General features: G+C 62.3%; 2 protein-coding genes. Both read left to right on the top strand.

Translation table 11 applies throughout. The annotated features are described in order from the left end of the window. Positions 1 to 222: 222 nt before the first annotated feature. The gene (locus IAQ70_RS22460) at positions 223 to 549 is read left to right on the top strand and encodes a helix-turn-helix domain-containing protein (RefSeq protein ID WP_190992166.1); all 327 of its coding nucleotides are present in this window, start codon (positions 223 to 225) and stop codon (positions 547 to 549) included. After that, positions 546 to 1,150, top strand: a 605-nt coding sequence (locus IAQ70_RS22975) for an IS3 family transposase (protein WP_223860568.1), incomplete at its 3' end; no start/stop codon positions are given. The genes IAQ70_RS22460 and IAQ70_RS22975, both read left to right, overlap by 4 nt.

Genomic DNA, 1,150 nt, shown 5'->3' with positions numbered 1-1,150 from the left:
TGAACTGCTCCCCGGAAGTTGGACTGAGAAATTCAGTTTCGACTTTCGGGGAGCAGTTTTATGCGTGCATATAGTTCGTTGTCTGAGGTTCAGCGCGAGGCGGCGGTAGCGTGGTTTGAGAAGGGCGTTGGGTATCGGGCAGCGGCGCGTTTGCTTGATGCGCCTTGTGTGCCGGTCAGGGCACTCTATGGGCGGTGGAGGATTCATGGGCAAGGAGTGCTGGTGAGCAAACCGGCAAAGTCGTACTCGTTCGAGTTCAAGCTCGCCTTAGTGGAACGGTTCCTGGCGGGCGAGACCGGCCCGGATCTGGCTGTGGAGGCCGGCTTGTCCTCGCGTCAGTTGCTGCAAAAGTGGGTCCGGGCGTATCGCCGTGATGGTGCGGAGGCATTGCGTCCCAAGGCCCAAGGCAGGCCCGCGAAGTCCGCAGCTCCACCTCCACCGGCAGAGTTAACCGAACTGGAACGCTTGCGCCGGGAGAACGAGCGGCTCCGCGCGGAGGTCGCGTATCTGGGAAAACTGCGGGCCTTGAGGGATCAGGAACGACGCTGAAGGTCCAGGCCGTCGTTTCCCTCAAGGCTGACTACCCACTCCCGGTCCTGCTGGAGGTCGCGGGCCTGGCCCGCTCGACGTTCTTTTATCACCAGGCCCGCCTCCAGGCCCCGGACCCGAAAGAGAAACTCAAAACGGCGGTCACGGAGATCTTCGAAACGAACCATGGCCGGTATGGGCACCGGCGGGTCCATACGGAGCTACTCAAGCAAGGGTGGACGGTCGCGAAGAAGACTGTGCTGAAACTGATGCGCGCACTTCAGCTGCTCTGCAAGGTCCGGCGCAGGAAGCGCTATAACTCTTACCAGGGCGAACAGGGCAGGATTGCCCCGAACCTGCTGAACCGGAAGTTCGATGCTGACGCGCCGAACCAGAAGTGGGTCACGGACGTGACGGAGTTCCGCGTCGGGGACCGGAAGCTCTACCTCTCCCCGGTCATGGACCTCTTCGACCGGCAGATCATCTCCTATTCCGTGGGCAGCTCGCCGAACCTGGAGCTGACCAACAGTTCGCTCCGCGGTGCCCTCGCCTGTCTTGAGCCGGGGCAGCAGCCGCTGGTGCACTCGGACCAAGGCGTCCAATACCAGCACGCCTCATGGCG

Source organism: Pseudarthrobacter sulfonivorans, assembly GCF_014712225.1.
Classification (GTDB): Bacteria; Actinomycetota; Actinomycetes; order Actinomycetales; family Micrococcaceae; genus Arthrobacter; species Arthrobacter sulfonivorans.
This window is presented reverse-complemented; position numbering and strand designations above follow the sequence as displayed.